Here is a 26,733-nt window from a genome sequence, read left to right as displayed (position 1 = left end):
GTGCCGGGACGATCAGGGCGCGGGGACGGTGATGATGAGGGCGTCGCCCTGACCGCCCCCGCCGCAGAGCCCTGCCGCGCCGGTACCGCCGCCGCGGCGCCGCAGCTCGTGCGCCAGGGTCAGCACGATCCGCGCGCCCGAGGCCCCGATGGGGTGGCCGAGGGCGATGCCGCCGCCGTTCACGTTGACCTTGTCGTGCGGCACGCCGAGCTCCTTGGCGGACTGCAGCACGACCGCCGCGAAGGCCTCGTTGATCTCGATCAGGGCGAGGTCGTCCACGGTGAGGCCCTGCTTGCCGAGAGCCTGGGCGATGGCGTTGGCCGGCTGGGACTGCAGGGAGTTGTCCGGCCCCGCGACGTTGCCGTGCGCGCCGATCTCGGCCAGCCACGGCAGGCCGAGCTCCTCGGCCTTGTCCCTGGACATCACCACGACGGCGCACGCGCCGTCGGAGATCTGGGAGGCCGACCCGGCGGTGATCGTGCCGTCCTTGGCGAACGCGGGCCGCAGGCCGGCCAGCGTCTCGGCGGTGGTGTCGCCGCGCACGCCCTCGTCGGCGGCGAAGACCAGCGGGTCGCCCTTGCGCTGCGGCAGGGCCACCGGCACGATCTCGTCGTCGAAGCGGCCGTCCTTGGCCGCCGCGGCGGCCAGCTGGTGGGAGCGGGCCGAGAAGGCGTCCTGCTCGGCCCTGCCGAGCCCGAGGCGGGTGTTGTGGCGCTCGGTGGACTCCCCCATCGAGACCTGGTCGAAGACGTCCGTGAGGCCGTCCAGCGCCATCGCGTCCTGGATCTCGGCCGCGCCGTACTTCACGCCCTTGCGCAGGCCGGGCAGCAGGTGGGGGGCGTTGGTCATGGACTCCATGCCGCCCGCCACCACGATGTCGAACTCCCCGGCCCTGATCAGCTGGTCGGCCAGGGCGATGGCGTCCAGGCCGGACAGGCAGACCTTGTTGATCGTCAGGGAGGGCACGCTCATGGGTATGCCTGCCTTGACCGCGGCCTGGCGGGAGGGGATCTGCCCGGCCCCCGCCTGGAGGACCTGGCCCATGATCACGTACTGCACCTGCTCGGGTGCGACTCCGGAGCGCCCGAGTGCCGCCTTGATCGCCAGGCCGCCGAGCTCGACGGCGGAAACCCCTGCCAGGGCGCCGAGAAGGCGTCCGATAGGGGTGCGGGCCCCAGCGACGATGACCGATCGCCGGGCGGCGGGAGAACTGGACACCGGGGCCTCCATGATGGGGTCGTAGGCGACTTTGTCACCATACCTAGAGGAGACCGTACGACGACCTCGGGGGAGGTCGCCGCGGGAGCGCCCCCCGCGGGAGCGCCCCGCCAAGCAGGCGCGGGGCGGAGGAGGAAGACGCAATGCTGCTGAGAATCGACCACGTGGGCATCGCCTGCCACGATCTCGACGAGAAGATCGCTTTCTACGAGAAGGTCTTCGACGTCACGGTGGTCAGCCGCGAAATCAATGAGGAACAGGGCGTGAATGAGGCCATGCTGCACATCGCCGACGGCGAGGGCGGCGGGTCGTACATCCAGCTCGTCCAACCACTCCATCCCGACACGCCCGTCGGCCGGTTCCTGGACCGGCGCGGCGAGGGCATCCACCACATCGCGTACGGTGTGCCGGACCTGGCGAAGGCCATCAAGGAGATGGAGGCCATCGGGATCCGGGTGATCGACAAGGAGCCCCGTCACGGGGCAATGGGCACGTCAATCGCGTTTCTTCATCCGAAAGATGTGGGAGGAGTGTTGACAGAGCTGGTGGAGTCCCCCCGGCCCCAGTCCTAGCACCCGAAACTCAACAATGGCCTATTCGTAACAAGTCGCGCAGAAAGTCGGTCGGGACCTCCAATTCGGCAACACCGGAGTACGCTGACCTACCACCGGACGTGGAACCCGCCATGGACCGGCGAGCCCAGCGCAGGACCTCGACGAGCGCACCCGAGCTCCGTGACGGTTCTGTGCTGGTAGCGCGTGGGGCAGTGGCGGGACCTCGCCTCGGATGTCCGCCCCTCGTCCGGCCCGTGTAGCCGTCTCGACAACCCAGGATCGAGCCTCATGCAGTCCTCCGACATCGACGCCCAGCTCAACAATTTCTTTGAAGACGCCCCCACGCGGGAATTCGACGTGGTTCTCCGTGGCTACGACCGGCACCAGGTTCACGACCATCTGAAGCAGCTCGACACCGACCTGCGTCAGTCCCGCGAGCAGGTCGCCGCGATGCAGCGAGAGCTTTCCGACTCCCAGCGCCAGCTCCAGGAGCAGGAACGCCCGACCTACTCCGGTCTTGGCGCCCGCATCGAGCAGTTGCTCCGGCTGGCGGAGGAGCAGGCAACCGAGCTCGTCCAGGCCGCGAGGGCCGAGGCGAACGAGATCAAGGCCGCTGCGAAGATCGATGCCGCGGACCTGAGGGCCGCCGCCGAGAACGAGGCCGCCGAGAAGCGCGCGCTGGCCACCCGCGAGGCCGACGAGATGCGCACCACCGCCGAGCGCGACGCCGAGGACATCCGCGGCACCGCCCGCCGCGAGGCCGACGAGCTGACCTCCACCACCGAGCGCGAGGTCTCCAAGCTCCGCGCCACCGCCGACCACGAGGTCGCCGAGAAGCGGGCCGACGCCGAGCGCGAGATCGCCAAGCTGCGCACCACCACCGAGCGTGAGGTCGCCCAGCTGCGCGCGTCCACCAAGCGCGAGCGCGACGAGGTGCTCACCACCGCCAAGCGCCAGGCCGACGAGATGCGGGCCCAGGCGCAGCGGGTGCTGGAGGAGTCCGAGGCGAAGCGCGCCCAAGACGAGGCCGAGTTCGAGATCCAGCTCGCCGCCCGCCGCGAGGAGGCCGAGCGCCAGGAGTCGGAGCGCCACGCCACCGCCCAGGCCGCCACGCAGAAGCTGGTCGCCGAGGCCGAGCAGCGCGCCGCCACCGCCGAGCAGCGGGCCACCAAGGCCACGCAGCAGGCCGACCAGACCCGCCGCGAGGCCGACACCCACGCCAAGCAGCTGCTGGCCAACGCCCGCAAGAACGCCGACCAGTTCGTCGCCGAGGCCAAGTCCAGCGCCGAGTCCATCGTCTCGGACGCCAAGGCCGACGCCGAGCGCAACCGCACGCTCGCCCAGCGCCAGGTCGACGAGCTGACCCGTCAGCGCGACAGCATCACCAGCCACCTCGCCCAGCTGCGCCAGCTGCTCGGCGGCGCGGCCCTGCCGGGCATGGACGACGCCCCCGCGGTGGCGGCGCCCGCGCCGAAGCCCGCTCTGGCGGCGACCCCCGTCGCGAACGACAAGCCCGTCCCGGCTCCGGCCGCGGCCCCCGCTCCGCAGCGGTCCGCCGCACCGGCCGAGGACGACTCAGAGTGGTGGCAGGAATAGGCTCCTCACCACACGACGGGCGATAGGGACGGCTACCGGAGAGCCTGGCGACCTTCATGGTCGCTAGGCTCTCCTCTGTTGTGCCACTCCCCCACCTCCCCCCGGTTCCACACGCCTGAGGAGCGCCAGTGCCCGATTCCAGGCCGGACACGACGCCCACCCCCAAGGACGCCGGCACGCCGGACTCCACGGCGACGGCGGTGATCGAGATGGACCGCCCCGAGAACGGCGATCTTGCGCCGTACGGGGTTCCGGGCAAGCCTCTCGTCCGGGGGCCGTTCCTGTGGGGCCTGACGGCCGCGCTCGGGGTGCTGACGGCGTGGGGGCTGGCGCAGGCGCTGGTGAGCGCGCGCAACGTGATCGTGCTGATCGTGGTGGCCATGTTCCTGGCGGTGGGCCTGAATCCCATCGTCGAGGTGCTCCAGCGGTACCGGGTGCCGCGCCGGGGGGCCATCTCGATCGTGTTCGTCGGGGTGATCATGCTGTTCGGGCTGTTCGGGCTGGCGATCGTGCCGCCGGTCAGCCAGGAGACCAGCGACTTCATCCAGGCCGTGCCCGGGTACGTGCAGGAGCTGCTGGCCAACCCGACGATCAAGCAGCTGGACGCCGACTACCAGATCCTGGCCAAGCTGCAGGCGTACGTCACCAGCGGGGACCTCGGCACGACGGTGGCCGGGGGCATCCTGGGCGCGGGGGCCGTGGTGCTGGACGCGTTCTTCTCCGGCCTCACGCTGCTGGTGCTCACGCTGTACTTCCTCGGCTCGCTGTCCGCGATCAAGGAGTACATGCTGAAGCTGGTGCCCTCCAGCCGCCGCGTCCGCACCCGGGCCATCGGCGACGAGATCCTGACGGGCATCGGCGGGTACGTGGCCGGCAACGTGCTGATCTCGGTGATCGCGGGCGGCCTGTCCTGGCTCTTCCTCACCATCGCGGGCGCCAAGTACGCCCTGGCCCTGGCCCTGGTCGTCGCCGTCACCGACCTGATCCCCCTGGTCGGCGCCACCGTGGGCGCCGTCCTGGTGACCGCCGTGGGCGCGCTCCAGTCCGGCACCCTGGCCATCGCCTGCATCATCTTCTTCACCGTCTACCAGCAGGTGGAGAACTACGTCATCTATCCCAGGGTGATGCGCCGCTCGGTGGACGTGGCGCCCGCCGTCTCGGTGATCGCCGCCCTGTTCGGCGGCGCGCTCCTCGGTGCCGTGGGTGCCCTGCTGGCCATCCCGGTGGCCGCCGCCGTGGCGCTGATCGTCCGCGAGGTGGTGCTGCCCCGCCAGGCCCAGGTCTGAGCGGCTCAGACGGCGGTGAGGCCGCCGTCCACGTAGAGGGCCTGCCCGGTGATGTACGCCGAGGCCTGGCTCGCCAGGAAGACGGCCGGGCCCGCCATCTCCTCGGGGGTGCCCCAGCGCGCCATGGGGACGCCGCCGACGGTGGCCCGTGAGGCGTTCTCGTCCTGCCACAGGTCGCGGTTGAGGTCGGTGGCGGTCCAGCCGGGGCACAGGGCGTTGACCCGTACGCCGGAGGTGGCCCATTCCACGGCCAGCGTCTTGGTGAGGGCGACGACCCCGGCCTTAGCGGCGGCGTAGGGGGCCAGGAACGGCGCGCCGAGGGCCGCGATGGAGGCGACGTTGACCACCGAGCCGGAGCCGCGCTCCAGCAGGTGGGGGGCCACGGCGTGGCAGACCGACATCACCGAGTCCAGGTTGAGGCGGATCAGCTTGTCCCAGCCGGACAGGCGCAGGTCCTTGAAGGGCACGAGGAAGTTGGACCCGCCCGCGTTGTTCACCACGATGTCCAGGTGCCCGAACGCCGCGATGCCCTCGTGGACGGCGGCTGCGGACGCCTCCCGGTCGGTGAGGTCGCAGGCGATGACGTGCGCGCGGCGCCCCACGGCCTCGACCTCCTTGGCGACCTCCGCCAGCTTGTCCGCCGACCGGGAGACGAGGACGACGTCGGCGCCCGCCTCGGCGTAGGCGAGCGCGATGGCCCGCCCGATGCCCCGCGAAGCGCCGGTGACGAACGCGTTGCGCCCAGAAAGATCAAATGCCCGCACGGCATCCTCCTCGCTCGAAAACCGAACGAAATTCTAGGGCATCGGCGACCATGGCACACCCTCTACCGGAACGTCAGGCCTCGGTCGGAAGCGGGTGCGCGGCGGGGTTGAGGCGCGTGACGATCTCGTTGAGGACGATGCGGACGTAGGGCTCGCCCACCCAGAGGTGCTTGGCGTTGTCCACGGCGATCACCTCGGCCTGCGGGACGCGGGCGAAGCGGCGGCGGGCCTCGTCGGGGCGGAGGTAGTCGTCGAACTCGGGGATCAGCGCCACCAGGGGGCGGCCGAACTCCGCCCAGGCGTCGAGATCGGCGTCGGTGGCGCGGCGCAGGGGCGGGGACAGCAGGACGGCGCCGCGGACCAAGGGGTCGCGACCCCACTTGAGGGCCAGCTCGGTGCCGAAGGACCAGCCGAGGAGCCAGGGGTTCGGGAGGTCGTGGAACTCGGTGTACTCCAGGGCGGAGGCCACGTCGAAGCGCTCGGACTCGCCGTCGCCGAAGGTGCCCTCCGAGCGGCCCCGGGGGGATTCGGTGCCCCGGGTGTTGAAGCGCAGGACGGCGATGCCCGCCAGGGCGGGGAGGCGGTTGGCGGCCTTGCGCAGGACGTGGCTGTCCATCATGCCCTCGGCCGTCGGCAGGGGGTGCAGGCACACCAGGGTGGCGGCCGGGGGCCCCTCGGGCGGCAGGGCCAGCTCGCCGACCAGCGTGAGCCCGTCGGCGGTGTGCAGCTCGATGTCCTGCCGCACGGCGGGCAGGACCGTCGACGAGCGGATCTCCACAGGTGTCTCCTCAGTAGCGTGAGCGGCCGGGGCCACGGTCGACGCGTTTGCGCCAGCAGGCGGTGTGCCAGTGGCGGCGTTCACCCTCGCCGCCGCTCCAGGCGGGCCAGCTCACCACGTGGGGGAGGCCGGGACGGATCTCGTGATCGCAGCCGGGGCAGCGGTACAGCTTGTCCGAGCCGGCACCGGAGACCTGGCGGACCTTCCAGTCGCCGTCGGGCCAGCTCTCCAGGCGCTCGCTGCCGCGCAGGGCGTCCTCCACGGGGCGGGGCGGCTCGGTGCGGCGGCCCTTGCCCATCATGGGGTCCATGCGGCGGGCGCGGCGTGGGCTCATGTCGGCACGAACGTGATGGCGGGGCGGGTTTCTTCCCTCACCGGGCACGGAAACCGGGGACGCCGGCGGTGACGAGACGGTCCAGCAGCGGGGAGGGCGCCAGGAAGGGCTCGCGGTACTCGTCGTACTGGGCGCGCAGGCCGTCGCGGACGGTGGCGAGGCCGAGGGTGTCCAGGGTCTCGAACGGCCCGGCGGGGTAGCCGCAGCCGAGGCGCATGGCGTCGTCGATCTCGTCCATCGTGGCGTAGCCGCCGTCGTACAGGCGCACGGCGTCGTTGAGGTAGGGGTACAGCAGCGCGCTCACCACCAGGCCGGAACGGTCGGCGCAGGTCACGGGGGTGAGACCGAGCACCCGCATCAGGCCGCGCACCGCCTCGGCCGCCTCGGGCGCGGTGCGCACCGTGCGGACCACCTCGGCGAGCCGGTCGCCCACCAGGTGGAGCCCCACCAGGTGCTCGGGCCGGGGCACCCGCTCCCCGAGCCCGGCGACCGCGCCGTCGGCCAGCGCGATCACCACGTCCGACTCGTCCGGGTCGTCGCACTTGAAGCCGATGGCGGCCAGCCGCTGCCGGAACTCCTCCGCGCCGTCGCCGAGCACGCAGACCGAGGCGACCCGCAGCCTGCCCGGCGTCTCGGCGTGCGGCGCCGGCCGTGACGGCTCGTCGGTGTAGGCGGAGAACCCGCGCCCGGTCTTGCGCCCGAGAGCCCCGGCCGCGACCAGCTCGCGCAGCAGCGGGGACGGCGCGAACGACGGGTCGCGGTTCTCCTGGAACAGCACCTCGCAGATCTCGTACGCGGTGTCCAGGCCGATCAGGTCGAGCAGCGCGAACGGCCCCATCGGCAGGCCCGCGCCGAGCCGCATCGCGGTCTCGATGTCGTGCTGGGAGGCCACGCCCCGCTCCAGCAGGCCAACGGCGCGGTTCAGGTAGCCGAGCAGCAGGCGGTTGACCACGAATCCCGCGCGGTCCCCCACCCGCACCGGGGTCTTGCCGATCCGCCGCGCCAGACCCGCGACGCCCTCGGCCACGCCGGGGTCGGTGACCACGGTGCGCACCACCTCGACGAGCCGCATGACGGGCGCGGGGTTGAAGAAGTGCATGCCGACGACCCGGCCGGGGCGCGTGGTCGCGGCGGCGAGGGCGGTGACCGACAACGAGGAGGTGTTGGTGGCGAGCACGGTTCCCGGCCCGCAGATCCGGTCGAGCTCGGCGAACAGCGCCCGCTTGGCCTCCATGATCTCCGGGATGGCCTCGACCACCAGGTCGGCGTCCCGCAGCGCGCCGAGGTCCCCGGCGAAGGTGACCCGGCCGAGTATCGCCGCGCGCTCCTCCTCGGTGAGCTTGCCCCGGCGCAGGGCCTTCTCGGTGGATCGGCTCAGGTGCGACCTGCCGCGCTCCAGCGCGTCCGGGTCCGCCTCCACGCCGATCACGGCGAGCCCCGCGCGGGCGAACACCTCGGCGATCCCCGCCCCCATCGTGCCGAGCCCGACCACACCCACGGTCTCGTACGCCGTACCCATGCGTCCCACCTCCACGTCGGCCAGTCTTCCAGAGCGGCCCCCCGTTACCACCCACGGGGAGGGACTTGATCATGCGCCTGACGGGCACCGGAGCGGGCGGTAGGGTTGGCCGTCATGCGACTGGTCATCGCGCGATGCAGCGTGGATTACGCGGGCCGCCTGACGGCGCACCTGCCCATGGCGCCCCGTCTGATCCTCATCAAGGCGGACGGCTCGGTGTCCGTGCACGCGGACGACCGGGCGTTCAAGCCGCTCAACTGGATGAGTCCGCCGTGCAGCCTCCGTGAGGAGGAGGGCGTGTGGACGGTCACCCATAGCAAGACCGGGGAGAAGCTCATTCTCACCATCGAGGAGATCACGCATGACTCCTCGCACGAGCTCGGTGTGGATCCGGGGCTGCGCAAGGACGGTGTGGAGGCCCATCTGCAGGCGCTGCTGGCCGAGCACATCGAGACCCTGGGGGACGGGTGGACGCTGGTGCGGCGGGAGTACCCCACGGCGATCGGGCCGGTGGACATCCTGTGCCGGGACCAGCCTGGAGGCACGGTGGCGGTGGAGATCAAGCGGCGGGCGGGCATCGACGCCGTCGAGCAGCTGACACGCTACCTGGAGCTGCTGAACCGCAATCCCCTGCTGTCCCCGGTCGGCGGCATCCTGGCGGCCCAGACCATCGCGCCGCAGGCGCGCACGCTGGCCGAGGACCGCGGCATCCGCTGCGTGGTGCTGGACTACGACGCGCTGCGCGGCATCGAGCGTAAGGACACGCTTTTCTGAGCGCCCTTTTGGGCGGTTTTCGCGGGTTCTGAGGGGTTCTTCCTCCTCCCTAAGGATGATCTTTCCAAGCTCGTCCAACATTCCCCAGCGATATGGCGTCACAAGGTCATTGGAGGTCCCACCGGCCGCAGGAGCGGCCTGGTGCGGGCAAATGATCCGTCGTCAAGGGGGGTTTCCGCGTGTCGCCGAAAGCACGCAGGACGATCGCGCGCGCCGCGTTACGGGTGCTCGGGGTGCTCAACCGGAAGAAGGCCCGCGGGGCGCCGCCGCCGGGGACCGGCACCGTGCGCATCCTGCTTCTGCACGCGTACGGCATGGGCGGCACGATCCGCACCACATTGAACCTCGCGGCCCACCTGGCCCGCACCAGGGACGTCGAGATCATCAGCCTGACCCGCACGGCCGAGGAACCGTTCTTCGAGATCCCGCCCGGGGTGCGGGTGACGTTCCTGGACGACCGCACCGTCCCGCAGGGCCCGGTCGCGCGCCGCCTGAGCCGGATGCGCAGCAGGCTGGTGCCCGAGCAGGAGAAGGCGTACCTCAACATGAGCCTGCGCACGGACCTGCTGCTGGTCCGGCGCCTGCGCTCGTTGCGCGGCGGCGTCCTGATCGGCACCCGGCCCGCCTTCAACCTGATCATGGCGCTGTTCACCCCGCCAGGGGTGCTCACCATCGGCCAGGAGCACACCACCTTCGACGCGCACGCGCCGGAGTTGCAGGCCGCGATCCGCCGCCGCTACGGGCGGCTGGACGTGTTCACCACGCTCACCGAGGCCGACCTGAAGGCGTACCGCAAGGCGCTGCGCCAGAAGCCGCCCGGCCGCCTGCTGTGCGTGCCCAACGCGGTCGCCGAGCTGGCCGGGGACGTCTCGCGGCTGGACGAGAAGGTGGTGGTGGGCATCGGCCGCGTCGCGCACGCCAAAGGCTTCGACCGGCTGGTCAACGCGTGGAAGACCGTCGCCGCCGCCCACCCCGGCTGGCGGCTGCACATCTACGGCGGCGGCACCGAGGAACGCGAGCAGCGCCTGCGCGACCGGATCGACAAGGCCGGCCTCACCGGCGTGGTCACCCTGATGGGCAGCACCCGGGAGCCGGGGATCATGTTGTCTAAGGCGTCGATCCACGCGGTCGCCTCGCGCTACGAGGGCTTCGGCATGACCATCCTGGAAGCGATGAGCAAGGGCGTGCCGGTGGTCAGCTTCGACTGCCCGCACGGCCCCCGCGAGATCATCACCGACGGCCACGACGGACTGCTGGTCCGCTCCGACAAGGCCGCCGCCCTCGGCCGCGCCCTGTGCCGCCTCATCGAGGACGAGGACCTGCGCCGCACCCTCGGCGCCAACGCCCTGCGCTCCGCCGATCGCTACACCATGGCCTCCATCGGCCCCCGGTGGGAGGCCCTGCTGGACGGGCTCGCCGGCCCGTCGAGCGATGCCGAGACCGAGGACGGGCCCGCCGGCCACAACGAGCCGTGACGCGAGCCCCGTGGACGTCCGGCGGCTACGACGAGATCGTGGCCAGTTCCTCCAGGCGACGCCTGATCTCCCCGATGTGCGAGGGCTCGGTCACGTCCGCCCAGGGCGCGAGCGCGTCGAGGCCGGCCTCGACGTGGCCGCGGGCCTGGGCGGGTTCCAGGCGCGCGAGGTAGAGGCAGGCCAGGGCGGTGGGCAGGCCGGTGCCGGGCAGCCGGCCGCGGCCGGCGCGCAGCAGACGGGCGGCCTCGGCGGGGTCGGCCCCGACCAGGGAGGTGCCGAGGTGGACGGTGCAGCGGCCCTCGCCCACCGGCTCGCCGGTGCGGCGGAACATGCCGGCGGCCCTCCGCCACCCGGCGCGGGCCTCCTGCTCCTTGCCGAGGCGCCAGTCGGCCAGCGCCCGCAGCTCGGTCGCGTGGGCCTTGGTGCCGAGGTCGACGTTCTGGTCGTGGGACGCCGCCACGGTGCCGAGGAGCTTGTGGGCGTCCTGGACCCGGCGGGAGTCCAGCGCGCCGCCGCTCAGCAGCAGCGCGCCGATGTTGACCTGCGCCACGGCGAGCCCCTGCGCGTCCCCGGAGGGCAGCGCCTGCCGGTACCGCGCCAGCTCCGCCTCCACGACCGTGAGGTCCTCCTGGGTGGTCAGGTGGACGGCGGCCTGGGCGAGGTGCAGCTGGGGCGGGCGCGAGGCGGGCGGGAGCGACTCCCAGGCCCGCGCGAGGTGCCTTCTCGCCTCGCCGACCACGCCGAGGGCCAGCCCGACGTCGGCGCAGCGCAGCTCGGCGACGACGTTCGCCTCCCGGTCCCGCAGCCGGTGGGCGGCGGCGGCCAGCCGCCGGGCCGCCTCCAGCCGGTCGGTCTGCCGGTGCTGGGCGTTGAACCACGTCTCCAGCGCGTCCCCGATGCGCCAGATGTCGTACGCCGACGCGGCGACCGGCGGGGCCGCGCTGAGCACCTTCAGCAGCGCGGTGTCCTCGGCGGCGAACCACCGCCGGGCGTGCTCGTCGCCGGGCAGCCGCCGTCCGTGCGCGTCGGCCTGGGCGGCCAGCTGCCCGACCAGCGCCCGGGTGACGGCGGCGCCGTCCCTGGGCGGCTCCACGATCAGCGAGGCGCCGTCCACGGCGCGGACCCGGGACGGCGAGCGCGGCCGTTCCACCAGGCAGTTGTCGAGGAGCGCCTGGACGGCCTCGGCGGTCTCCCGCTCCGACAGGCCCGCGACCCGCGCGAGCGTGACGGTGGTGACCTCTTCGACGGGCAGGTGCGCGAGGACCGACAGCAGCCGCGCCGCGTGCGGCGACAGCCGTTGCGACAGCCGCCGCCGGACGGTCGCGAGGACGTCGGCCTCCGACGACCGCGAGCGCAGGTCGTCGGCCAGGTCGCCGATCCGCATCCCGCCGTTGTGGTCGAGCCACGCGGCGACGGTGAGGACGATCACCGGGTTGCGCAGGAAGGACCGCAGCAGCGGGTCCCGGGGCGCCGGGGCCAGCCGCCCGGGGTTCACCTTCACCTTCGCCCGCAGCAGCCGCAGGCCGTCCTCCTCGGACAGGGACCCGATGGGGATCGGCTCCTCCTCCACCGGCGTGCCCGCGAGCAGCCCGGCCACGACGATCCGTGCCGACGGGGCGCGGGGCAGCCACGCGACCTGGTCCCAGTCCTGGACGTTGTCCAGCAGCAGCGTCAGGCCGGACGTGCGCAGCGCGTCGCCGATCAGGGCCGCCGCCGCGTCGGCGGTCTCCACCGCGCCCGGCTGGAGGCCGAGCACGCCGAGGGTCCTGCGGGCCACGCTGAGGGCGGGCTCGGGCCTGCCGCGGTCCTGGCCGCGCAGGTCGGCGTATCGCTGCCGGTCCGGCTGGGGCTCGATCTCCCAGGCGGCGGCGGTGGCGACGGCGGACGTGCCGAGGCCCTTGCTGCCCTGCACCACGGCGAGCCCCCGGGCCTCCACCCCGCGGACGACCTGCCGCACCGCCTCGTCCCTCCCGATCAGGCGCTCCACCGGCGGCGGGAAGGTCAGCGGCGGCGACTCGGGCACCACGCCGGGCTCGCGCCGCCTGCGCAGCCAGAAGATCACGAACGCGGGCACCGTGACGATGAGCAGGATCCAGAGCGGGAGCAGCTCCAGCGCCAGATCGGTCAGGATCTCCTTCAGCAGGGCGGTCGCGACGAGGCCCAGCACCGTCAGTCCGGCCACCAGCGACTCGCCGCGGCTCTGCGGCAGCAGGGCGAGCAGCCGGGCGACCCGGTGGCGGCGCGGCGGCGGGTTCATCGCGCCACCCCCTGGGTGAGCCCTTCGGCCAGCCAGCGCCCGGTCGCCAGCACCAGCGCCGCGGGCACGGCGCCCGCCATCAACGACTCGGCGGCGAGCGGGCCCGCGGACGTGGCGAACTCCCTGGCCTGCTGCCAGATCACCAGGGGGACCTGGTCCGCGGCGGGCCAGTTCAGCAGGAGGCTCACGATGAGGTCGTTCCAGGTGAACACCGCGGACAGCACCGCCACGGTGACCACGGCGGGGAACCGCGCCTCGACGACCCACCGGAACGCCGAGCGGCCCTGCGCCAGCGGCCGGTTGACCACCGGGCGCGGCACCGACAGGAACGCGTTGCGCAGCAGCAGCACCGCGAGCGGCAGGATCAGCGCGGTGTGCACCAGGCTCAGCGTCACCGGGCCGCCCACCAGGCGGTCGGTCACCTGGCCCAGCGGGACGGCGATGGCCTGCGGCGGGATCGTCGCGAGCGCCGCCGCCAGCGCCACCACGACCGCCCCCGCGCGGCGGCGCATGCCCGCGTACGTCAGCCCGTAGGCCGCCGGGACGGCCAGGAAGACGACCAGGACCGCGACCAGCAGGGACCGGGTCGCCGTGGGCGTCATCGCGTCGAAGAACGACCCGTCGCTCAGCGCCTCGGCGTAGGAGGCGAACCCGTAGCTCCCGGCCCGCGGGCCGGACCTGGCGGCGTCCACCGGGTCGTGCAGCGAGGTGAGCAGCAGAACGGCGAACGGCAGCAGCCACACCAGCGCCACCAGGGCCGACACGGCCCGCGGCACCCGGCCGGGGCCGCGCGCCGGGCCGTCCGCGCCGCTCTCCCCCGGCGGGGGCAGGTCCCTGCGCAGCCGCCAGAGCAGCAGCAGCGCCGCGGTGGCCGGGATCAGGAACAGCAGCACGCCGAGGGCCTCGCGCTCCCCGGCGGCGAACACGTCGCTCTGCCGCCACCAGAAGAGCCCCAGCACGTCCACCTGGTCCTGGATGGACCCCGGCACGGCCACCAGCACGATCTCGAACGCGCGGGCGGCGGCGAGGAGCACGATCAGACCGGCGATCGCGGCCGTGGGGAAGAGCGTGGGGATCATCACCAGGCGGGTCCTGGACCACCTGCCGGGCGCGAAGATCCGCGCGATGCGCAGCAGGTCCCCGCGGATCCGGCCGAGCCCCTCACGGAAGACGAGGAACGCCACCCCGGTCCACTGCCACACGAACGCCATGCCGAGCAGCAGCCAGATCCAGCCGGGCCCGAGCAGGTATCCCTCGCGCGCTCCTCCCCCGAGCAGCCCCCGCTCGGGCCGGAAGTCGAAGATGAGCCGCAGGGTGATCGCGGCGGCCAGCGGCGAGACGACGGCGGGGACGGTCAGCGCGGCGGTCAGCACCCACCGCAGCCGCCCGCCGACGTCCCTGGCCAGCCGGGCGAGGCCGAGGCCGAGCGCGCAGGCGATGAGCGCGAACGCCATCCAGATCAGGTTGTTGCGCAGCGCCAGCCAGAAGTCGGGCTTGGTGACGAGCGTCCGGTACGCCTGCGGGGTGAGCAGGCTCGTGGTCACCGTCATCGCCAGCGGCACCGCGAGGATCGCCGTCATGACGGCCATGGCGGGCAGCAGGTATCCCCATCCGGCCCACCGGCCGTGGGAGCTCCAGGTGGCCGGTGCCCGGGGGTCCATCCTCGGCGTCACCGCGAACAGCAGTGGCTCGTCGCTCACCCGGCCGCCTCCGTCATCGCCTTCTGCGCCGCGCCCACCGGGTCGGCGGTGGATGTGACGCCGGTGACGTCGCCGAAGAACCTGGTGAGGATGCGCCACAGGCCGCGCCCGTTGCCGCCGGACAGGCGCCCGGTGAGCTGGTCGGACAGGTCGAACTCGACGTTCTCCCCGGTGACCTGGCCGGTGAAGGGGCCGAGGATGACGGGATAGCCGGTCACCCGGGAGTCCAGGGAGATGAAGCCGCCCTCGCGCACCCAGGCGTCCCGCACCGCGACCCGACCGTGGTCGCCGGCCAGCCAGCGGACGACGCTCTCGCCCGCCTCGGTGAGCGCGACGGCGGCGTCCCCGGCCACCAGGACCGGCACCGCGGCGGAGTTCGTCGCGGGGAACCGGCACGGGGCCGGCATCCTGCTCCCGTACCTGGAGATCACCGGGTACGCGAAGTCCGCGGCGGCCACCGCCCGGGCGTGCCCGTAGTGAAAGACGTCGAGGATCGAGTCGTGGAACGAGGTCAGCAGCGCCCTGCGGCCCCCGCCCGGCAGCAGATCGGGGATCTCCCACAGCTCCTGGAGGCGCCGCAGCGTCTCGGTGACGGCGTACCCGTCCCAGCGCGGCTTCGTGCCGTCCGCCGCCGGGAGCAGCCTGCGGTAGGTGACGGGGTCGATGCCCAGCAGGACGTTCTCGAACCAGTCGGTGAGCACCCAGCCGTCCGCCGCGCCGATCGACAGGACCGGGCGGGGAGCCGTGCGGCAGTACGCCAGCCAGTCCTTCCAGGACGACGGCTCGGCCGGGTTCGCGCCGAACGGCGGCGGGACCGCGTCGCGGAACCAGAGCAGCGACTTGTGCGCCGCCTTGAACCAGACGCCCTTGACCTGGCCGCCGTGGGTGAGCAGCCTCCGCCAGGCCGTCGCGCCGCCGGCGGACGAGGGCCCCGGGATCGCCGACGGCATGGTGCGCAGGCCAGAGGCCGCCTCGCCGAGTGTCCCGAGGCGCGGGATGAAGGCGACGTCCGGCCGGGCCGACCGCGCCACGGGGTTCTTCAGCAGGGCGTCCATGCTGTCCCCCGCGGAGAACACCACCGGGTCGCCGGGGAAGCCGCGCATCACCTGGCGGAACCTCGCGAGCTCCCATCCGCTCCAGGGCACCGCGATGCGCACCGGCGAGGTGGCGCAGCCGGTCAGCCCGGCCGCGGCCGAGCCCGCCACCAGCGCGAGAGCGCCCCTGCGGGTGAGGTCAGGCCGCATCGACGATCTCCCACTGGGACGCCCGCAGGGTGACGACCTGGGTGGGGTCGTCGGTGACCACCACCACGGGAAGGTCGGGGAGCTCCCGCCGCGCCGTGTCCACCGCCCGGTGACAGGGCACCTCGCCGGCGCGGTCCTCGACCACGAGGACGCGGATGGCGGTGGCGCAGGTGGCGCGGGCGAGCGCCACGCGGACGCGCTCCTCGTGCCCGAGGTCGCCGGGACGGCGGTCCAGGTGGCCGTTCAGCCGGAACCTCGCCGCCGCGTCCCGCACGGCGGCCCCGGTGATCCCGCGCCGCCCGCAGACGATGTTCTCCCGGACGCTGAGGTACGGGAACAGGCCGCCGCCCGCCGGCACCAGCGCGATCTCCCGCCGCACGTCCAGCGGGATCACCGCGTCGGCGAGCCGGATGTGCCCGCCGGGAAGCGGCGCCCGGCCGAGCAGCACCTCGGTGAAGGTGTCGGCGTCCGCGGTGGAGCCTCCGGCCACCACCGCGGTCTCCCCGGAGCGCACCAGTAGCCGGTCCGGATCGAGGCGGCGCCGTTCCCCGCGGCACTCCCAGCGCAACGCGTCGAGCACGAGAACGAGCATCGGTGGCTCCCGGGGGGAAAGGGGACCGATCCATAGTCAACCTATATCGCCTGCGGGGCCCGGCCTTCGCGAGATCACGTCGCGCCGGACGGCCGACCCCCGGTGTCCCCCGTTCGGTGGACGCCCGGTTCAGCCCGACGATGGTGCCGCGGCCAGGGGGCGGTGCGGGATGCTCGGGACATGACACAGGCAGCGGTACGGGTGCGCGGTCTCGCCAAGCGCTACGGCGAGGTCCGGGCGGTGGACGGGATCGACCTGGAGATCCAGGAGGGTGAGGTGTTCGCCGTCCTCGGGCCGAACGGGGCGGGCAAGTCGACCACGGTCGAGATCCTGGAGGGGTACCGGACCCGGGACGACGGCGAGGTGAGCGTGCTCGGGATCGACCCGCGCCACCCCACGCGGCAGTGGCGGGACCGCATCGGCATCGTGCTGCAGACCGCCGGGGACACCGCGGAGCTGACCGTGCGCGAGACCGTCCGGCACTTCGCGACCTACTACCAGGACCCGAGGGACCCCGACGAGGTGATCGCCAAGGTGGGGCTGTCCGAGAAGGCCGGCACCCGGGTGCGCAAGCTGTCCGGGGGACAGCGGCGGCGGGTGGACGTGGCCCTCGGCGTGATCGGACGGCCCGAGCTGCTCTTCCTGGACGAGCCCACCACGGGGTTCGACCCCGAGGCCCGCCGGCAGTTCTGGGACCTGATCAGGGACCTGGCCCGCGAGGGCACCACCATCATGCTCACCACCCACTACCTCGATGAGGCCGAGGCGCTGGCCGGCCGGGTCGCGGTGATCAGCGCCGGGCGCATCGTCGCCGAGGGCGACCCCGCCACGCTCGGCGGCCGGGCCACCGCCAACGCCACGGTGAGCTGGCAGGAGGACGGCGAGCGCAGGCGGCTGGAGACCGCCACGCCCTCCCGCACCGTGGTGGAGCTCACCCGCCGCTTCGACGGCGAGGTGCCCGAGCTCACGGTCACCAGGCCGACCCTGGAGGACGTCTACCTCGGCCTCATCGCCACCCACGCCTGACCGGCACGTCCCGCTCTCGTCGCCTTCCCCGGCCCGGACGTCCCCGGCCTCATCCGCCGCCCGACCGGGCCGGCACCTTCCTGGAGGACCCCCATGAGCGACACCGTCGCTGCTTCCCCGGCCGCGCCGCCGCGCGCCGCCACATCCCGGCGCCCGCCCTCGCTCGCCGCCACCGGGTGGTCGAGAGGGCTCGTGGAGACCAAGATGTTCTTCCGCGAGAAGGACGCCGTCGTCTTCACCTTCGCGTTCCCCATCGTGCTGCTCGCCATCTTCGGCTCGATCTTCCAGGGGCAGCTCGGCGACTCCCCGATCACCGTCTCCCAGCTCTACTCCGCGGGCCTGATCGGCGCGGGCGTGATGAGCGTGAGCTTCCAGAACCTCGGCATCGGCATCGCCGGCGACCGCGACGACGGCACCCTGAAGCGGCTGGCCGGCACCCCGCTGCCGCGCAGCGCCTACTTCATCGGCAAAATCATCAGCGTGCTGGTCGTGGCGGTGCTGGAGATCGCGATCCTGCTGACCATCGGCGTGCTGCTGTACGACCTGAACCTGCCGTCCGAGGTGGGGCGCTGGGTGACGTTCGCGTGGGTGTTCCTGCTCGGCATCACCGGCTCCGCGCTGCTCGGGGTCGCGGTCAGCAGCCTGCCCCGGTCGGCCAAGAGCGCCAGCGCGGTGATCAGCCTTCCGTTCGTCGTGCTGCAGTTCATCTCCGGAGTTTTCATCCCGTTCACCGAGATGCCCGAATGGTTGATGCGGATCGCCTCGTTCTTTCCGCTGAAGTGGATGTGCCAGGGTTTCCGGTCGGTCTTCCTGGGCGATGCAGGGGCCGCCCTGGAAATGACAGGTTCTTATGAACTCGACCGGGTCGCCCTGGTACTGGCAGCGTGGGTGGCAGGAGGTCTCATCTTGTGCTTGACGACGTTTCGCTGGAAGAGCCGCCGCGACGGATGAAGCGGACGGCACGCTACAACGACTGCGCGCGCCGGGTGGCGCCGGGCGGACGCCCGGCGCCGGCCGACGCGTGGCGGGCGTTTCGCGGGTGGAACATCATGTTCGTGGTGGCGTACCTGGTCACCGGCACGCTGGTGCTGGTCGACGACGGCACGTCCGCCCCCGCCAAGGCGACCGCCCTGGCGCTGCTGACCCTGTGCGGCGCGACGTACATCGTGTTCGGGCGCCCGGCGCTCGGGCGGTCGGAGGAGCAGCAGCGGGCGCGGCGGCTGTACGTGGCGTTCGTGCTGGTCACCTTCGTGCCCGCGACGATCCTCGTCCCGGCGTCGTCGTTCGCGCTGTTCGCGCTGTGCCCGCAGATCTTCATGACGCTCACCGCGCGCTGGGCGATCGTGATGGTGCTCTCGCTCAACCTGTCGCCCGCCGTGCGGTTCGCGCTCCAGCCCGGCCTCAGGTGGGAGGCGGTCTTCACCGCGGCGGCGACCAGCGCGGTGGCCATCACGTTCTCGCTCGTGTTCGGGCCGTGGATCTCGCGGATCATCACCCAGAGCGCCGAGCGGGCCCAGCTCATCGAGGAGCTGGAGGCCAGCAAGGCGCAGGTCGCCCGGCTGTCGCGCGAACGAGGGGCCATGGCCGAGCGGGAGCGGCTGGCCGGGGAGATCCACGACACCCTCGCCCAGGGGTTCACCAGCATCATCATGCTCATCCAGGCCGCCGAGGCGCAGCGGGACCCGTCCCGGCACCTGGCGCTGGCCGTGCGGACCGCCCGGGAGAGCCTCGCCGAGGCGCGCGGCCTGATCGCGGCGCTCACCCCCACCCCGCTGGACGGCTCCACGCTGGAGGAGGCGCTGCGCCGCATCGCCGCCCGGCTGGCCGAGGAGCTGAGCGTGCCGGTGGTGTTCGAGGTGGGCGACGGCTCCCGGCCGCTGCCGCCCGGCATCGAGGTCGTGCTGATCCGGGCGGCGCAGGAGGGGCTGGCCAACGTGCGGCGGCACGCCGCGGCGTCCGCCGTGCGGGTCGGCCTGGAGTACGGTGAGCGCGACGTCGTGCTGCGGGTGCGCGACACCGGGCGCGGCTTCGACTCCGCCACCGTCGCCCAGGGCTTCGGCCTGCGGGGCATGCGTACCCGCGTGGAGCAGGCGGGCGGCGACGTCCACGTGGACTCCGTCCCCGGGCGCGGCACCGAGCTCACCGTGCGCATCCCGTACCCCGACGTGGAACCCGCCGCGTCTCCCGCGGCGGACCTGGATGAGCCGGCGGCCCCCGCCGGGCCCGCCCCGCTTCCCGCCGCGGGCGGGCACGCGGTCACCGGCGGCGCCGGACCGTCCCGGGGCCCGGGTGCCCTCCGGCGGCGGGTGGCCGCCGCCGTGCCGTCCCGCAGGAAGGAGCGCCCGTGATCCGTGTGCTGATCGTCGACGACCACCCCGTGGTGCGGGAGGGCCTGCGCGGCATGCTGGAGGCCGACACGGGCATCACGGTGGCCGGGGAGGCCGGGTCCGGCGACGAGGCCGTGGTGCGGGCGCGCGAGCTGGAGCCGGACGTGATCCTCATGGACCTGCGCATGCCCGGCGGCGACGGGGTGGGCGCCATCCCCCGCGTCCTCACCGACCGCCCCGGCTGCCGCGTCATCGTCCTGACCACGTTCGAGACCGACCAGGACATCGTGCGGGCCGTCGAGGCGGGCGCCGCCGGGTACCTGCTGAAGGACACCTCCCGCGCCGACCTGGTGTCCGCCGTCTTCGCCGCATCCCGCGGCGAGACCGTCCTGTCCCCCTCGGTGGCCACCAAACTGGTCGGCCACATGCGCTCCCCCGTGGCCGACTCCCTGTCCAAACGCGAGACCGAGGTCCTCGCCCTGGTGGCCCGCGGCCTCACCAACGCCGAGGTGGGCCGCGAGCTGTTCATCAGCGAGGCCACCGTCAAGACCCACCTCCTGCGCGTCTTCGGCAAGCTCGGCGTGGGCGACCGCACCGCCGCCGTCACCACGGCCCTGCGCCGCGGCCTGCTGTAGCCCCGCCCGCACCCCCGCGGGTGGTCATCGGTGACGGGACGGGGTTATCGTGACCGCGAACGTTCGCCCGGCCGTCCCTTTTCGGTGGGGTGGCGGGCGGGAAGGAGTTTCCCCATGTCTACGGCCACCGACCGGCGTACCTTCGAGTCCGTGCACCCCGCGACGGGAGCGGTGGTGGGAACCCACCCGATCGACGACGCGGCGTCCGTCGGGGCCGCGGTGGAGCGCGCCGGGAAGGCGGCCCTGTGGTGGGGGCGGCTGGGGTACGACGGCCGCAAGAGGCGGCTGCTGGACTACAAGGCCCTGCTGACGCGGAACCTGAAGCGGATCGCGGAGCTGGTGGCGCAGGAGACCGGCAAACCTGTGGGGGACGCCACGCTGGAGACGGCGATCGCGATCACCCATGTGGACTGGGCGGCCCGGAACGCGCGCAAGGTGCTCGGGCCGCGGCGGGTGCCGACGGGGCTGGTCGGGATGAACCTCACCGCCACGCTGGAGTACCTCCCCCTCGGCGTGGTCGGGGTGATCGGGCCGTGGAACTACCCGGTGTTCACGCCCATGGGGTCGATCGCGTACGCGCTGGCTGCGGGGAACGCCGTGGTGTTCAAGCCCAGCGAGCTGACGCCGGGGGTCGGCAGGCTGCTGGCCGAGCTGTTCGCCGAGAGCGTGCCCGAGCATCCGGTGTTCCAGGTGATCACCGGGTTCGGGGAGACGGGGGCCGCGCTGGCGGGTCACCCGGGCATCGGCAAGATCGCGTTCACCGGGTCGACGGCCACGGCCAAGCGGGTCATGACGGCCTGCGCCGCCAACCTGACGCCGATGGTGGCCGAGTGCGGCGGCAAGGACGCGCTGATCGTCGACGAGGACGCCGATCTCGGGGCCGCCGCCGACGCGGCGGTGTGGGGCGCCATGTCCAACGCCGGCCAGACCTGCGTGGGCGTGGAGCGCGTGTACGCGGTCGAGCGCGTGTACGACGACTTCCTGCGCGAGCTCACCCAGCGGGTGAACGCCTTGCGCGCCGGGGAGGACTACGGCCCGATCACCATGCCGGAGCAGACCGGCGTCATCCGCCGCCACGTCGACGACGCGCTCGCCAGGGGCGCCACGGCCGTGGTCGGCGGCGCGGAGTCGGTCCGCCCGCCGTTCGTGGACCCCGTGGTGCTCACCGGCGTGCCGGAGGACTCCAGCGCCGTCCAGGAGGAGACGTTCGGCCCGACCATCACGGTCGCCAAGGTCGCGGACGCCGACGAGGCGGTGCGCCGGGCCAACGCGGTGGCGTACGGCCTCGGCGGCACGGTCTTCGCCGGGAACGTGCGCCGGGCCACCGAGCTGGCGCGGGCCATGCTCAGCGGCATGACGGCCGTCAACTCGGTGATCTCGTTCGTCGGCGTCCCCGCGCTGCCGTTCGGCGGCGTGGGCGCCTCGGGGTTCGGCCGCATTCACGGGGCCGACGGGCTGCGCGAGTTCACCCGGCCGAAGGCGATCTCCCGGCAGCGTTTCGCCATACCCGGAATGAATCTCACCTCTTTCACTCGAACCCCAGCCGACCTGGAGCGTCTCGTGAAATTGGTCACCTTTCTCCACGGCCGCCGCAAGAGCTAGTTGTCGTGATACTTCCGCTAAAACGATCTTGCGTCCATAATGATGGGTTCCTACGGGGCCAGCAAGGACGTGAGGTGGACAGTGGCGACGGGACGCGACTACCGCGGAATGACCGCGGAGCAACGATTAGCCGACCGCAGGCAGCGGTTGCTGCACGCGGCATACACGTTGTTCGCCGGTGCGGGATTCACGACGACCACGATCGAACGATTGTGCGCCGCGGCCCGCATCTCCAACCGGGCGTTCTATGAATGTTTCTCCGGACGGGAAGATCTCATGCGGGCGGTTTACGACCACTGCGTGGAGGAAACCATGCTCGCCGTCTCCAAGGCGATCGGCGAGGCGCCCCCGGATCCGGACAGCCGCATCGAGGCCGGAATCACGGAGTACATCTCCTTCGTGACCCGGGACGTGCGGCGCGCGCGCATCATGCACCTGGAGGTGCGCAGGGCCGGTGAGATCCTCTCGATGCGCCGCCAGCGGGCCGTCACCGGGTTCACCGAGATCATCGAGGACGCCGTCGGGGAGCTGCCCGTCGGCCTGCCCGGGCGCAAGCATCTGCTGGCCCTCGGCATGGTCGGGGCCCTCCAGGAACTGCTGATCGAGTGGGTGCTCGCCGAGCGGCAACCCCCCCTGGAGCATCTCGTCGAGACCGCCGTGCATATCTTCCGGCGCTCGTTCGGCTCCTGAGCCCGCCTAGGCCACCGCGGCCTCGGGCATCTCCACCGGGATCACCCGGTGCAATCTGGTGATCGCCAGCACACGCATGACCCGCGGCGGCACGTCGCGCAGCACCAGGCGGCGATCGGCCCGCAGCGCGCGACGGTGCGTGCCGACCAGGACCCCGAGACCGGCCGCGTCGATCATCTCCAGGCCGGACATGTCGACGATCAGATCGCCTTCGCCGCGGTCGACCGCCTCATGCAGGCGCGGGCGCAGGCCCGCGACGGTGCCTCCGTCCAGCCTGGACCCGACGTTGACCACCTGCCGTCCCGGAGTTCTCCGGCTCCGCATGGTGCCCTCCTCGTGTCGCGCGGCCGCCAGGCCGCACGGGTTCCCTGCCCATCTGAGCACGCTCTATCCACCTCTTGCCTGGTTGCTTGTCTCCCTGGATCCCGCACACCCCCCCGTCGCCCGGCCGGGCCGCGCCCTCCGCTCGTTACGCTGACGGCATGACGCGAGCTGACAACGACAAGCCGGTCGTGCTGTCCACGATCTACACGCGCACCGGCGACGACGGCGGCACCGCCCTCGGCGACATGAGCCGCACCAGTAAGACCGATCCCCGGCTCGCCGCGTACGCCGACGTGGAGGAGGCCAACGCCGCCATCGGCGTCGCGATGGCGCTCGGCGGTCTCGCGCCCGAGGTGAACGTGGTGCTGACCCGGGTGCAGAACGAGTTGTTCGATCTCGGTGCCGACCTGTGCATGCCGCTGACGGAGAACCCGCCGTTCCCGCCGCTGCGGGTGGAGCAGGAGTACGTCGACCGGCTGGAGGAGCAGTGCGACCGCTTCAACGCCGGGCTCACCCCGCTGCGCAGCTTCATCCTGCCGGGCGGCGCCCCCGGCACCGCGCTGCTGCACGTCGCGCGCACCGTCGTGCGGCGCGCCGAGCGCACCGCGTGGGCGGCCTTGGAGGCGCACGAGGATGTGAACCCGCTCACGGCCAGATATCTCAACCGGCTCAGCGACCTGCTGTTCATCCTGTGCCGGGTGGTGGCGGCGGGCCAGGAGGTGCTCTGGAAGCCCGGCGGCACCCGCTGACGAGGTCAGGCTCGGCCTCGGTGGGGTCCGGGCCGCACGGCGCGGCTGGGCGCCGTACGGAGCGAGGCGGGGGACGTCAGGCGGCGTCCAGGTAGGCGCTCGGCGGCGCGGACTCGACCCAGGCCAGGAAACCGGTCAGGGCGTCCTCGCTCATGGCCAGCGACACCCCGGCGCAGTCGACCGTCCAGTAGCCGACCGGGCCCTCCTTGGCGCTGAGCGGGCGCCGGGTGGAAACGGTGAGGCCGCGCCTCGCGATCGCGTGACGCGGCCTCAGTCGTAGTCCCAGGAACGGGATCCAGTGAAGCTCTCCTCCGGCGTAGCGGGCCACCCCGCTCCTCCAGGCCCTCTCGCCTATCCGGAGGCTGCATACGATGGTGCCCCGGGAGCGGGCCAGCAACACGCCCCGTAGCACGAGCAGGACGGCGATCGCCGCAACGCTCACGAGGATGTCCAGCGCCGCCATCGCCGCCCCCACTTCACATCGGGTGTTTCGTCAGACCTCTTCGCCGGCCGCGCGCAGCCGGGCCCTCGCACGCTTGGCCTCGACCTGGGCCTCGGTGTCCTCGCCGTCCGCCTCGACCGAGGCGAGCGCCCTCTGCAGGGCGTCCCTCGCCGCGGCGACGTCGACCTCGCTGCCGAGCTCGGCCGTCTCCGCCAGCACCGACACGTCGTTGTTGGCCACCGAGATGAACCCGCCGTGGACCGCCGCGACGATGTCGCCCGCGTCGCCGCGCTTGACGCGCAGCACGCCGCCTTCCACGAGGACGCCGAGAACAGGAGCGTGATTCGGCATAATACCGATCTCTCCGTCCACGGTCTTGGCAATCACCATGTCGGCCTCGCCGGACCAGATCTCACGTTCCGGCGAGACGACGCCGATGCGGAGCTTTGCCATCACATACCTTCCTCGGACGCCGGTACGGCGGGGCCGTACCGGCGTCCCGTCGTCAGCGGGCCAGTTCCTTCGCCCGGGCGATGGCCTGGTCGATGCCGCCGACCATGAAGAACGCCTGCTCGGGCAGGTGGTCGTACTCGCCCTCGCACAGCCCCTTGAAGGAGTGGATGGTCTCGTCGACCGGCACGAACTCGCCCGGCTGGCCGGTGAACGCCTCGGCGGCGTACATCGGGTGGGACAGGAAGCGCTCGATCCGGCGGGCACGCTGGACGACCACCTTGTCCTCTTCCGACAGTTCGTCGATGCCGAGGATGGCGATGATGTCCTGGAGTTCCCGGTACTTCTGGAGGATCCGCTTGGTCTCCTGGGCCACCCGGTAGTGCTCCTCGCCCACGATGGTGGGGTCGAGGATGCGGGAGGTGGAGTCCAGCGGGTCCACCGCCGGGTAGATGCCCTTCTCCGAGATCGGCCGGGACAGAACGGTCTGCGCGTCGAGGTGCGCGAACGCGTTGTGCGGGGCCGGGTCGGTGATGTCGTCCGCGGGCACGTAGATCGCCTGCATCGAGGTGATCGAGTGACCGCGGGTCGAGGTGATGCGCTCCTGCAGCACGCCCATCTCGTCCGCCAGGGTCGGCTGGTAACCCACCGCGGACGGCATGCGGCCGAGCAGGGTGGACACCTCCGAACCCGCCTGGGTGAACCGGAAGATGTTGTCGATGAACAGCAGCACGTCCTGCTTCTGCACGTCGCGGAAGTACTCCGCCATGGTCAGCGCGGACAGCGCGACGCGCAGACGGGTGCCCGGGGGCTCGTCCATCTGGCCGAACACCAGGGCGGTGTCCTTGAGGACGTCCGCCTCCTCCATCTCCAGCCAGAGGTCGTTGCCCTCACGGGTGCGCTCGCCGACGCCGGCGAACACCGACGTGCCGGAGAACTTCAGCGCGACCCGGCGGATCATCTCCTGGATCAGGACGGTCTTGCCCACGCCTGCGCCGCCGAACAGGCCGATCTTGCCGCCCTTGACGTACGGGGTGAGCAGGTCGATGACCTTGATGCCGGTGGGCAGCATCTCGGTGCGCGACTCGAGCTGGTCGAACGGCGGGGACGGCCGGTGGATGCCCCACCGCTCGCTGATCTGCAGCGAGGCGGTCTCGACGTCCAGCGCCTCGCCCAGCGTGTTCCACACGTGGCCCTTGACGACGTCGCCGACCGGGACCGAGATGGGGTTGCCGGTGTCGGCGACCGCCACCCCGCGGACCAGGCCGTCGGTGGGCTGCATGGAGATGGCGCGCACCAGGTTGTCACCCAGGTGCTGGGCGACCTCCATGGTGAGCAGTTTGGTCTCGTCGCCGAGGGTGACCTCGACGGTGAGCGCGTTGTAGATGTCCGGCATCGCCTCGACGGGGAACTCCACGTCGACGACGGGCCCCGTGACACGGGCCACGCGACCAACACCGGTCGCGACGGTCTCAGCTGTCATTGTGGTTTCTCACTCTTTCCCCGCGGCGGCGTCGGCGAGCGCGTTGGCACCACCGACGATCTCGCTGATTTCCTGGGTGATCTCGGCCTGGCGAGCCTGGTTCATCTGCTGGGTGAACGTGCGGATGAGCTCGTTGGCGTTGTCGGTCGCCGACTTCATCGCGCGGCGCCGGGAGGCGTGCTCGGAGGCGGCCGACTGGAGCAGCGCGTTGAAGATGCGCGACTCGATGTAGCGGGGCAGGAGCTGGTTCAGCACCTCACCCGCCGTCGGCTCGAACTCGTAGTACGGGAGCGGGCCCTCCGCCGGCTGCTCGGTGGTCTCTTCGACCTCCAGGGGCAGGATGCGCTTGACCTGCACCTGCTGCGTCAGCATCGAGACGAACTCGGTGTGCACGACGTGGATCTCGTCGATCCCGTTCTCGTCGGAGAACGAGTTCACCAGGGCCTCGCCGATCTCTTTGGCGTGCTGGTACAGGGGGTTGTCGGAGAACCCCGACCACTCCCCGCTCATCTCCCGGCTGCGGAACCGGTGCCAGGTGATGCCCTTGCGGCCCACGACGTACGGCTTGATCTCCAGGCCGCGCCCGCGCAGGTGACCCGCCAGGGCCTCGGCCTCGCGCAGGATGTTGGCGTTGAAGCCGCCCGCGAAACCGCGGTCGCTCGTCACGATCAGCACGCCGGCGGTGGCCGGGCGCTCCTTGGCGACGGTCAGCGGGTGGTCCACGTCGGACGTGTTGCTGAGGACGGCCGACACCGCGCGAGTGATCTCGCGCTCGTACGGCACGGCCGCCTCCATGCGCTGCTGCGCCTTGATGATGCGCGACGACGCGATGAGCTCCTGCGCCCGGGTGATCTTCGCCGTGGACTTGACCCCTCGGATACGCCGCCGCAGCACCCTTAGCTGGGCACCCATGC

The 26,733-nt window shown here is 72.4% G+C and carries 26 protein-coding genes; 12 read left to right on the top strand and 14 right to left on the bottom strand.

From position 1 onward, the window contains the following. Positions 1–12 precede the first annotated feature (12 nt). On the bottom strand, positions 13–1,218 hold the full coding sequence (locus tag ACFP1K_RS13855) for an acetyl-CoA C-acetyltransferase (RefSeq protein WP_380751851.1): 1,206 nt from the start codon (positions 1,216–1,218) through the stop codon (positions 13–15). 143 nt (positions 1,219–1,361) lie between these two features. Between ACFP1K_RS13855 and mce the strand changes: the two genes are divergently transcribed. From mce to ACFP1K_RS13840, 3 genes are all read left to right on the top strand, one after another. Then, on the top strand, positions 1,362–1,790 hold the full coding sequence (gene mce / locus ACFP1K_RS13850) for a methylmalonyl-CoA epimerase (protein ID WP_380751849.1): 429 nt from the start codon (positions 1,362–1,364) through the stop codon (positions 1,788–1,790). A 270-nt stretch (positions 1,791–2,060) separates the two neighbouring features. Beyond that, on the top strand, positions 2,061–3,368 hold the full coding sequence (locus tag ACFP1K_RS13845) for a DivIVA domain-containing protein (RefSeq protein ID WP_380751847.1): 1,308 nt from the start codon (positions 2,061–2,063) through the stop codon (positions 3,366–3,368). Positions 3,369–3,496: 128 nt separating this feature from the next. Beyond that, positions 3,497–4,654, top strand: coding sequence for an AI-2E family transporter (locus ACFP1K_RS13840; RefSeq protein WP_380751845.1), 1,158 nt, complete (start codon positions 3,497–3,499; stop codon positions 4,652–4,654). 5 nt (positions 4,655–4,659) lie between these two features. On the opposite strand, the gene ACFP1K_RS13835 is transcribed toward ACFP1K_RS13840, so the two are convergent. The 4 genes from ACFP1K_RS13835 to ACFP1K_RS13820 form a co-directional block, all read right to left on the bottom strand. Then, the gene (locus ACFP1K_RS13835) at positions 4,660–5,418 is read right to left on the bottom strand and encodes an SDR family NAD(P)-dependent oxidoreductase (protein ID WP_380751843.1); all 759 of its coding nucleotides are present in this window, start codon (positions 5,416–5,418) and stop codon (positions 4,660–4,662) included. A gap of 73 nt (positions 5,419–5,491) precedes the next feature. After that, positions 5,492–6,196: an alpha/beta hydrolase gene (locus ACFP1K_RS13830; RefSeq protein ID WP_380751840.1), complete on the bottom strand. Its 705-nt coding sequence runs from the start codon at positions 6,194–6,196 to the stop codon at positions 5,492–5,494. Positions 6,197–6,206: 10 nt separating this feature from the next. Further along, positions 6,207–6,530, bottom strand: a complete 324-nt coding sequence (locus ACFP1K_RS13825; protein ID WP_380751837.1) for an ATP/GTP-binding protein — start codon at positions 6,528–6,530, stop codon at positions 6,207–6,209. A gap of 37 nt (positions 6,531–6,567) precedes the next feature. Continuing rightward, entirely contained in the window at positions 6,568–8,049 is a 1,482-nt protein-coding gene (locus ACFP1K_RS13820) for a 3-hydroxyacyl-CoA dehydrogenase family protein (RefSeq protein WP_380751834.1), read from the bottom strand. A 114-nt stretch (positions 8,050–8,163) separates the two neighbouring features. On the opposite strand from ACFP1K_RS13820, the gene nucS reads away from it, so the two are divergent. Next, positions 8,164–8,823: an endonuclease NucS gene (nucS, locus tag ACFP1K_RS13815; protein WP_380751831.1), complete on the top strand. Its 660-nt coding sequence runs from the start codon at positions 8,164–8,166 to the stop codon at positions 8,821–8,823. Positions 8,824–9,002: 179 nt separating this feature from the next. Continuing rightward, positions 9,003–10,298, top strand: a complete 1,296-nt coding sequence (locus ACFP1K_RS13810; RefSeq protein WP_380751828.1) for a glycosyltransferase family 4 protein — start codon at positions 9,003–9,005, stop codon at positions 10,296–10,298. Between the two features lie 25 nt (positions 10,299–10,323). On the opposite strand, the gene ACFP1K_RS13805 is transcribed toward ACFP1K_RS13810, so the two are convergent. The 4 genes from ACFP1K_RS13805 to ACFP1K_RS13790 are packed head-to-tail and all read right to left on the bottom strand — an operon-like array spanning position 10,324 to position 16,091. Then, on the bottom strand, positions 10,324–12,555 hold the full coding sequence (locus tag ACFP1K_RS13805) for a hypothetical protein (protein ID WP_380751825.1): 2,232 nt from the start codon (positions 12,553–12,555) through the stop codon (positions 10,324–10,326). Then, positions 12,552–14,255: a hypothetical protein gene (locus ACFP1K_RS13800; RefSeq protein ID WP_380751822.1), complete on the bottom strand. Its 1,704-nt coding sequence runs from the start codon at positions 14,253–14,255 to the stop codon at positions 12,552–12,554. The genes ACFP1K_RS13805 and ACFP1K_RS13800 overlap by 4 nt, the downstream gene beginning before the upstream one ends. After that, complete coding sequence (locus ACFP1K_RS13795) at positions 14,252–15,499, bottom strand: hypothetical protein (protein ID WP_380751819.1); 1,248 nt, start codon at positions 15,497–15,499, stop codon at positions 14,252–14,254. The genes ACFP1K_RS13800 and ACFP1K_RS13795 overlap by 4 nt, the downstream gene beginning before the upstream one ends. Continuing rightward, positions 15,489–16,091, bottom strand: coding sequence for an ATP-binding cassette domain-containing protein (locus ACFP1K_RS13790; RefSeq protein ID WP_380751814.1), 603 nt, complete (start codon positions 16,089–16,091; stop codon positions 15,489–15,491). Before ACFP1K_RS13790 ends, ACFP1K_RS13795 begins: the two co-directional genes overlap by 11 nt. 180 nt (positions 16,092–16,271) lie before the next feature. On the opposite strand from ACFP1K_RS13790, the gene ACFP1K_RS13785 reads away from it, so the two are divergent. The 6 genes from ACFP1K_RS13785 to ACFP1K_RS13760 all read left to right on the top strand — a co-directional run bounded on the left by ACFP1K_RS13785 (position 16,272) and on the right by ACFP1K_RS13760 (position 22,371). Beyond that, positions 16,272–17,117 carry an ABC transporter ATP-binding protein gene (locus ACFP1K_RS13785; RefSeq protein ID WP_380751809.1) on the top strand — a complete coding sequence of 282 codons (846 nt, stop codon included), beginning with the start codon at positions 16,272–16,274 and terminating at the stop codon, positions 17,115–17,117. A gap of 93 nt (positions 17,118–17,210) precedes the next feature. Next, a complete protein-coding gene (locus tag ACFP1K_RS13780; RefSeq protein ID WP_380751806.1) occupies positions 17,211–18,068 on the top strand; it encodes an ABC transporter permease in 858 nt (285 codons plus the stop codon). Continuing rightward, the gene (locus ACFP1K_RS13775) at positions 18,026–19,465 is read left to right on the top strand and encodes a sensor histidine kinase (protein ID WP_380751803.1); all 1,440 of its coding nucleotides are present in this window, start codon (positions 18,026–18,028) and stop codon (positions 19,463–19,465) included. Before ACFP1K_RS13780 ends, ACFP1K_RS13775 begins: the two co-directional genes overlap by 43 nt. Continuing rightward, positions 19,462–20,079, top strand: a complete 618-nt coding sequence (locus ACFP1K_RS13770) for a response regulator (protein WP_380751800.1) — start codon at positions 19,462–19,464, stop codon at positions 20,077–20,079. The genes ACFP1K_RS13775 and ACFP1K_RS13770 overlap by 4 nt, the downstream gene beginning before the upstream one ends. Before the next feature lie 114 nt (positions 20,080–20,193). Continuing rightward, entirely contained in the window at positions 20,194–21,681 is a 1,488-nt protein-coding gene (locus ACFP1K_RS13765; RefSeq protein ID WP_380751797.1) for an aldehyde dehydrogenase family protein, read from the top strand. Between the two features lie 81 nt (positions 21,682–21,762). Then, complete coding sequence (locus ACFP1K_RS13760; RefSeq protein WP_380751794.1) at positions 21,763–22,371, top strand: TetR/AcrR family transcriptional regulator; 609 nt, start codon at positions 21,763–21,765, stop codon at positions 22,369–22,371. Between the two features lie 6 nt (positions 22,372–22,377). Here the strand turns inward: ACFP1K_RS13760 and ACFP1K_RS13755 are convergent, their stop codons facing one another. After that, positions 22,378–22,695 (bottom strand): STAS domain-containing protein, encoded by a 318-nt coding sequence (locus ACFP1K_RS13755; RefSeq protein WP_380751791.1) that lies wholly within the window; start codon positions 22,693–22,695, stop codon positions 22,378–22,380. A gap of 158 nt (positions 22,696–22,853) precedes the next feature. Here ACFP1K_RS13755 and ACFP1K_RS13750 point away from each other — a divergent pair, with 158 nt between their 5' ends. After that, positions 22,854–23,444, top strand: a complete 591-nt coding sequence (locus ACFP1K_RS13750) for a cob(I)yrinic acid a,c-diamide adenosyltransferase (protein WP_380751788.1) — start codon at positions 22,854–22,856, stop codon at positions 23,442–23,444. Between the two features lie 76 nt (positions 23,445–23,520). Here ACFP1K_RS13750 and ACFP1K_RS13745 read toward each other — a convergent pair whose 3' ends face one another. From ACFP1K_RS13745 to ACFP1K_RS13730, 4 genes are read right to left on the bottom strand one after another with little or no spacing between them, the layout of a single operon-like run. Continuing rightward, complete coding sequence (locus ACFP1K_RS13745; RefSeq protein ID WP_380751785.1) at positions 23,521–23,907, bottom strand: DUF2550 family protein; 387 nt, start codon at positions 23,905–23,907, stop codon at positions 23,521–23,523. 30 nt (positions 23,908–23,937) lie between these two features. Continuing rightward, positions 23,938–24,339: a F0F1 ATP synthase subunit epsilon gene (locus ACFP1K_RS13740; RefSeq protein ID WP_380751782.1), complete on the bottom strand. Its 402-nt coding sequence runs from the start codon at positions 24,337–24,339 to the stop codon at positions 23,938–23,940. 52 nt (positions 24,340–24,391) lie between these two features. Further along, entirely contained in the window at positions 24,392–25,819 is a 1,428-nt protein-coding gene (gene atpD / locus ACFP1K_RS13735; RefSeq protein WP_380751779.1) for a F0F1 ATP synthase subunit beta, read from the bottom strand. Between the two features lie 9 nt (positions 25,820–25,828). Then, positions 25,829–26,731, bottom strand: coding sequence for a F0F1 ATP synthase subunit gamma (locus ACFP1K_RS13730; protein ID WP_380751773.1), 903 nt, complete (start codon positions 26,729–26,731; stop codon positions 25,829–25,831). Between the last annotated feature and the right edge of the window lie 2 nt (positions 26,732–26,733).

Source organism: Sphaerisporangium aureirubrum (assembly GCF_042658925.1).
GTDB classification, from domain to species: Bacteria; Actinomycetota; Actinomycetes; order Streptosporangiales; family Streptosporangiaceae; genus Sphaerisporangium; species Sphaerisporangium aureirubrum.
Note: the sequence above shows the minus strand (reverse complement) of the source record. Positions and strands in the feature narration are given on the sequence as shown.